We start from the raw sequence: 7,082 nt of genomic DNA, 5'->3' as shown, positions 1-7,082 counted from the left end.
ACATTTTAAAAGTTTTTATATAAAATTTTAGTGAATTACAATGAATTTAAAAATCGTTTTGAATCTAAACTCTCCTGACATTAGCATCCATTAGAATTTTATTGTATCCCTAAAATGAGGTTCTGTTATTATTTAAGGTAGAATCATGTTCAAAAGAAAAATCTGAAAAACACAAAGGAACTCTCCTTGAAAGAAGAAAATAGCCCAAAAAATAGAGCTATGTCTCTTATTCGCACTATTAGCAGCACAGCAATTCGTGCAGGTAACGAAGCTCTTAAAAGAAAATTAAATAAAAATATAGAAGAGACAGACTCTTTTATGAGTGAAGCTGCTCTGAGACTTGTAAAAGGGTTAGATGAATTAAAAGGCGCGGCCATGAAAGTTGGACAGCTTTTAAGCATGGTTGACGATAATATCCTTCCTCCAGGCTGGAAAGATGCCTTAGGTAAATTACAATCTCAAGCAACATCAAAAAATTGGAGTTTTATAGAACCCATTCTTTTAAAAGAATTTGGAAATTTAGATGGATTTTCTCATATTGAAAAAACAGCAGTACATGCTGCCAGTATTGGTCAAGTTCATAAAGCCACTCTAAAAGATGGAACAGATGTTGCTATTAAAGTGCAATACCCTGATCTTGAAAAAAGTGTAAAATCTGATCTTCAAAACATGAAAAAAATTGTTAAAATTGCAAATCTCATGCCAAATATGGCAAATTATGATCAAATATTTGAAGCTGTAGAAATGCTTTTTATTCAAGAATTGGATTTCAAGCGTGAAAAAAATTATTACGATATTTACAGAGAAAAATTTAAATTAAATAATCAAATTATCGTTCCAAAAACCTTTGATGAATATTCAACAAAAAATGTTTTAACGACTGAATGGATTGAAGCCATAAGTTTACAGGAATGGTTAAATAAATATTCAAAAATAATGCATACAGATCCTGAATTTATTAAAAAAAGAGATAATTTAGGAAATATCTTACTTGAACTTGTTTTTACAGAAATATTTCATTTTAAACATATTCAATCCGATCCCAATCCCGCTAACTTTTTAGTAACAGATAATGGAGAGTTGGTACTTTTAGATTTTGGCGCTACTCAAGAATTAAGTGACGAATTAATAGAAAATTATTCAAAATTAACTCTATCCGCTGTTCAAAAAAATCAGATTGAACTTATAAAAACAGCTAAAAAAATGGGCTTTTTAAATAGACATGATTCTCCCGAAGCGAAAGAAAGCTTTATAAAAATGATGAACATCGCAATTGAACCTTTTATTGGTGAAAACTATTCTTGGAAAGATTGCCATCAGTTAAAAAGGACAAATATGGAATCCATTCATTTTATGAGGCATACAAAATTTAGGGCGCCTACACCAGAAATCATATTTATAAATAGACGCCTGGGCGGAAATCTGCTTATAATGGAAAGTTTGGGGGCTACTGTTTTTGCTAAAGACATTTTATATCGAATTTTAGATAAAAAAGAGATTTAATTATGCTAATTTTAAAACGTCATTTTTCATTTTGCGCTAGTCATCGTTTATACAATCCAAACTTTAGTGATGAAAAAAATAAACTTATTTTTGGGAAATGCTCCGGTAAAAATGGGCATGGTCATAATTATAAATTAGAAGTTTCAATTAAAGGCAATATTGATCCTGAAACGGGTATGATGTTCAATTTGCAAAAATTAAAAGATATTGTAAATGAATCTATTATTAATGATGTAGATCACAAGCATTTAAATTTTGATGTCCCATGGCTTCAGGGAAAAATTCCAACTACAGAAATCTTTGTAGAATGCATATGGGAACGATTAGAAGAAAAATTAGCTTTTGAAAAAATAGATAATATTCAATTACAATCTATTACAGTTTGGGAAACAGAAAATAATATCGTAACTAAAACTAGAGATTAAAAGTTTCTTTATGCAACTTTATTTGTTTCATTTCTTGTTTTAATCCATTTAATAATAATTGGAATAAAAGAAACAATAATAACTCCAATAATTAAATAATGAATATAATCGTTTATTTTATCTCCAAAAACTCTTCCTAAATAAAAACCACCCAGTAACATACTCCAAACCCATAAAAAACCACCAATAACATTGAACATTGCAAACCTAAAATAATTCATTTCAGCAGCTCCTGCTACTGTTGGTGCAAATGTTCTTATAATAGGGATAAATCTTGCAATAATTATTGTTTTACCTCCATGTTTTTCATAAAATTCATGGGCTGCAATTAAATGTTTTTTTCTAAAAAAGAAAGAATCTTCTTTTTTATACAACTTCGGTCCTAATTTTCGACCAATATAAAATCCAACAGCATCACCAACGATAGCAGCTACAGTTAAAGTACTAATTAAAAATAAAATATTCATGTCTCCCTTTGCAGCAAATAGCCCCGCTGCAATTAATAAAGAGTCACCTGGTAAAAAAAAGCCAATTAGTAACCCCGTTTCTGCAAAAACAATAAGAATTAATCCCGTATACCCAACTACTTGAATTAATTTAATAGGGTCTTTTAAAACTGAAAAAAGAAATTGAAGAATTGTATTTATAATGTCCATTAAAATTTGCTCCAAAAAATAAAAAAGAAACAACAAATTTTATACGTAACTTTTATTAAAAGCAAATTTAGAAATAAAAAGTTTGGATTTACAAAATTGGTTTTAAATAATTATATTCAGAAATAAAATCCCAAGATGCTCCAATACTAAATTCTATCCAGCCAGAAGTAAATCGTTTGAGTCCAACATCAAACACCAATTCTTTAGGAAGTGCAGCAAAAGGTCGAATATTTCCTTTTAAACTCCAAACGGGAGCCTGTTGTGCAAAATCAATCAATGAAAGTCCAGCTATAATATTATAATTTCCAAAAGAGGGTACTTTATCTTCCCACATTGCATTTGCAAATATAGCAGGATGAGTTAATGTTATTGATGGAGTACAATTACAACCAAAATTAATATTTCCATCCATATATTCTAAAGACCCACCTATAGAAAAGGAGTCATTCTGGGTAGTATGAACAATAGTATCGTAAAATGTGGCTCCTAAATAAAATGAATTTCCTGAAAGGTCATTTCCAGAAAAATAAGAAAACTGAGCATAAGGTAATAATTTAAATTCAATTTTAGAATCTAAATCAATATAACTTGAAGCGGTAATTTTATTTAATAATGTATTTGGAAATGAAGAGTGACTACTATTAATGGTACCAATTGTAATCCCAGAACCTACGAGAGCGGAATAGGGAACCCAAGTTTCAGGTTTATTTATAATAGATCTTTTATAAGTAACAACAGGAATATTGGGGGCGTTTTCTTCTTTAGGAGTAATTTGATAAGGTAAGCCTTGTCTTTCTGTATTTGTTTTATTATTTAATTGTGTTTCCTTACCCTGAGCCATTTTTATATTATTTTTACTTTCATTTTCAAAAATAACAGGAGGAATAATAGAACGCGCTGCTTCAGGAGTCTCTTTTTCAGAGATTGGATTTCCAAAACCAATCTCTGCTGCACCTAGTATGGGCGCTGTGTCTGGATTATATGGCTCTCTCCAACCTTCTTTATAATTATTTTTTGTCTGTCTCCACACTAACATGGAAACATCATTTGTTCCTAAAAGTTTTAATGCCTGCTCAAATGCCAATCGATCGGAAGCTACAATTTGGCAAAGGGAACTGCCTTGTCTTGATTCCATAACTTTTAATTCATGAATGGGAATTCTTTGTGACCTTAAAAATTCACCTGTTTGAGGATGAAAGCTTGTTAATATAATAAAACCTGCAAATAATTTTTCCCCTCTAACAATTCCTCTTTCTAATCCAAAATCTATCGTTAATAAGTTTTCTCTGATATATGTAATTTTTCCATCATGTCCCATCGTATTTATAAGTCTTGCTAAAGCTTGAGAAAATGAATTTTTAATTTTTTCTTCACTTGCTTGGGGCTCTAAAGTAATATCTTCTCTTGCCCAAACAGAAGAATTTATACCAGGACCTTTTAATACCACTCTTACTAAAGTTTGATCAGGTGCAAAATAAACAGAAGGCTTGATCCAAGCTTCAATATTGTAATCATTTTCAAGTCTTCTCTTTAATTTTTCAATTTTTTGTAAATTATTAAAATTTTCTTGATTTCCTGATAAGGGAATTAATTTTACAAATTCTGTGAGGGATAAATTCCAAAATCTGCCTGTATTCTTAATTTCATCAACGACATCTTCTGCTAGCATTCTTTGAATATCTTGTTCATTAAATGGAAAAGCAGGAACTCCATACAACAACCTATCCTGTTTCCTCATAAAAATTCTAAATTTATCTATATTTGTTTCTATTAAATCAATCGCAACTCTTCTTACGGGTGGTAAAATAAAAGTATCACCCTGAGTTTTTGGTGATATTGCTGATGGATTTTCCAAACTGTAAACATAATTAATACATGATAATAATATAAGGATCAAAAATATTTTTTTGACAACTTTTCTGATTCTCACTTAAAGACTCCCTAATTCATTCAATTGTATGTTACTTTTTAAGAGAAATAGAAGCTCCAGCAATTTGACATAGGGCTGCAATTTTTAGACAAAAGAAAAAGGTTTGATGAAATAGGCTCATCTTAATTAGATAGGAGATGTTTTGATTCTTAAGACACTAAAAATAATTATAAAAATTATTAAATTAATTGTTACTTTTATTTTAAGCATAATTTTTTTAATTTTATCAACATTTTTAATTACAAATATTATTATGTTTGTGAATTCAAGAAATCACACCAATCTCGATCAACCAAAAGAATACGCCATTGTTTTAGGTGCAAGCGTTCATGGGGATTCTTTATCTGGTGTCTTAAAAGCACGAATGGAAACAGCAATAAATTTGTATAATAAGAAGTTAGTTAAAAATATATTAATGAGTGGCGATGGTACCGATAGTTATTACAATGAAACAGCCGCAATGAAAAATTTTGCTCTAAAAAGTGGGATTCCAGAAGAAGCCTTAGTGACAGATGAAAAGGGTTATAATACTTACGCAACTATATTAAGATCTAAAGAAGTTTTTAATATTAAAAGTGCTTACATTATTTCACAAAATTTTCATTTAACAAGATCGGTTTGGATTGCAAGAGAAATAGGAATTAATGCGGAAGGTGTGAGTGCTGGAGAAATGAAAGATGTTTGGTATTATTCTATTAGAGAGTTCTTTGCACGTACAAAAGATTATTTTCAAGTAATATTCAAAGTAACTCCATATGATGAAAAGAATTTTTTATTTTAAAAATTAATTTCGAATATTACAATGTGCTTTGTAAGGCAAAGCGGAAGAGTCAAATAAATCAAGTCTAATTTCTTCTAAATTGCAAAGACCATCAAAAATACCTATTGGTAAATATAAAATATTATTATTATCCAAATTCAATATGGAAAGACTTTTTTAATTTTTAAATAAATCTGCTGGTAAAGTTTTTAATTGGTTTTTTGAAAGGGATAAGTATGTTAATTTTGTATGATCTTTAAAGGATTCAGATGGAATACTAATTATTTTATTTGAGTCCAATTCAATGCTTATCAATTTGTTTAATTTTTTAATATCAGAGGGAAAAGCAACAAGTTGATTATTGGATAATTCCATAGATGATAAATTTTTTAAATTTGCGAACAAACCATCCGGTATATTATTTAATTTATTATTACATAAACTAAGCCAATATAAGCTTTCTAATTGATCAAATAAACCCAATGGGAGATTGTTAATCTCGTTTTCCATTAACCATAACCAGGTTAAACGTGATAATTTATCAAGGATTCCCAATGGAAGTGTTTTAATTTTATTATTTTTTAAAATTAAATATTTTAAATTTGTAAACTTATCTAATATTCCTAATGGTAATTGAGAAATTTCATTACCGTCTAAATTTAAAATTTTTAAGTTTATAAATCCTGAAAATGGGCTAAGGTCACTTATTTTTTTTCTTAGAAATTGAAAATCAAATATCTTTTCAGGATCTATTATGCACGTATCCGAAATAATCCTAGCAGTTTTATAAGCCTCAGAATTTGGATTTGATTGATTACACCAATAAGAAAAGGTATAATTCAAAAGTACATTGAAGTCTCCTACTTTTTTTCTTTCGGAATTAAAAATGCTATAACGACAATTTAATGCTGAATTTAAATTGATATTGCTAGGTAATGCAATAATTTTATTTTCTACTATTGTAAAACGTAACTTGTTACATTCTTCATTTTGATCTAGTTCTGCATCGATATTAAAACGTGGTCTACTAACATAAGTTTGAAAATTTTTATTTATTGTAATTTGTAAAGGGATATAAAAATCTATCAGTTGCTCGAGGTATCCTGTCACACCCCCATAAGTTAAATCTCCATTTAAGTTTTGAGCAATTTTTGCTTTAGTTATTCCTGGAGTTTCTTCAATTAGAAAAATATTTGAATCATATTTTTCTAATTGAAGAAACTGTTTCGGTATCCCCTTGAGATGCAATTGCTGTGTTTACAACACAAACTAAAGTCAAAAAAAGAAAAGTTTTTTTTATGATAAATCCAATTAAACATATGTTTTCTCCTGTTTAATAAGCACATTCGGTTCATTATAAAAAAGATAAGTACAAAATAATTCTTCCCATGAGAGTATGATATAAGGCTAATTTTATGTGATTAATGTTATTAACTAAAATTTATGGGAGAATTATATAAAGAGTAGCAAAAACTACCAAACAAATTTTATTTATTTTTATTTTTATTTTCAATTAAAATAAAATATTTATTTTTATTTTTTTATAAATAAATTCAAATAATGGAGAAATTTTCATAAGAAAAATTTTTACGCTATTGAAGAGACATATGCAAAATAAGGTGTCATTCTCATAAAAATAAAGGACTTTTAATCAATTAAAGTAAAAATTATTTTAATCCATTCCGCATAATTGTCATTAAACATTAAATATTTCCAAAAGATCACCATAGCACCTCATAAACAAACTTGCTTTTTCTTTTCTATTTTAATTACAAATTCTTTTTTAAATAATATCTTTTGTGTTGTTT

6 protein-coding genes are annotated in these 7,082 nt (G+C 28.3%); 3 read left to right on the top strand and 3 right to left on the bottom strand.

All coding sequences use genetic code 11. From position 1 onward, the window contains the following. Positions 1 to 186 precede the first annotated feature (186 nt). Together ACIQ56_RS12820 and ACIQ56_RS12815 are read left to right on the top strand one after the other, a co-directional pair. Positions 187 to 1,503 carry an ABC1 kinase family protein gene (locus ACIQ56_RS12820; RefSeq protein ID WP_397601451.1) on the top strand — a complete coding sequence of 439 codons (1,317 nt, stop codon included), beginning with the start codon at positions 187 to 189 and terminating at the stop codon, positions 1,501 to 1,503. 2 nt (positions 1,504 to 1,505) lie between these two features. Then, the gene (locus tag ACIQ56_RS12815; RefSeq protein WP_397601450.1) at positions 1,506 to 1,928 is read left to right on the top strand and encodes a 6-carboxytetrahydropterin synthase; all 423 of its coding nucleotides are present in this window, start codon (positions 1,506 to 1,508) and stop codon (positions 1,926 to 1,928) included. An 8-nt stretch (positions 1,929 to 1,936) separates the two neighbouring features. Here the strand turns inward: ACIQ56_RS12815 and ACIQ56_RS12810 are convergent, their stop codons facing one another. Next, complete coding sequence (locus ACIQ56_RS12810; protein ID WP_397601449.1) at positions 1,937 to 2,584, bottom strand: DedA family protein; 648 nt, start codon at positions 2,582 to 2,584, stop codon at positions 1,937 to 1,939. A gap of 88 nt (positions 2,585 to 2,672) precedes the next feature. Further along, a complete protein-coding gene (locus ACIQ56_RS12805; RefSeq protein WP_397601448.1) occupies positions 2,673 to 4,514 on the bottom strand; it encodes a hypothetical protein in 1,842 nt (613 codons plus the stop codon). 142 nt (positions 4,515 to 4,656) lie between these two features. On the opposite strand from ACIQ56_RS12805, the gene ACIQ56_RS12800 reads away from it, so the two are divergent. Then, a complete protein-coding gene (locus ACIQ56_RS12800) occupies positions 4,657 to 5,295 on the top strand; it encodes a vancomycin high temperature exclusion protein (protein ID WP_397601447.1) in 639 nt (212 codons plus the stop codon). A gap of 156 nt (positions 5,296 to 5,451) precedes the next feature. Here ACIQ56_RS12800 and ACIQ56_RS12795 read toward each other — a convergent pair whose 3' ends face one another. Continuing rightward, the gene (locus tag ACIQ56_RS12795) at positions 5,452 to 6,522 is read right to left on the bottom strand and encodes a leucine-rich repeat domain-containing protein (RefSeq protein WP_397601446.1); all 1,071 of its coding nucleotides are present in this window, start codon (positions 6,520 to 6,522) and stop codon (positions 5,452 to 5,454) included. Positions 6,523 to 7,082 lie beyond the last annotated feature (560 nt).

Source organism: Silvanigrella sp. (assembly GCF_044369315.1).
GTDB lineage: Bacteria > Bdellovibrionota_B > Oligoflexia > Silvanigrellales > Silvanigrellaceae > Silvanigrella.
The sequence above is the reverse complement of the archived record's forward strand: the minus strand, read 5'-3'. Positions and strand labels throughout refer to the sequence as shown.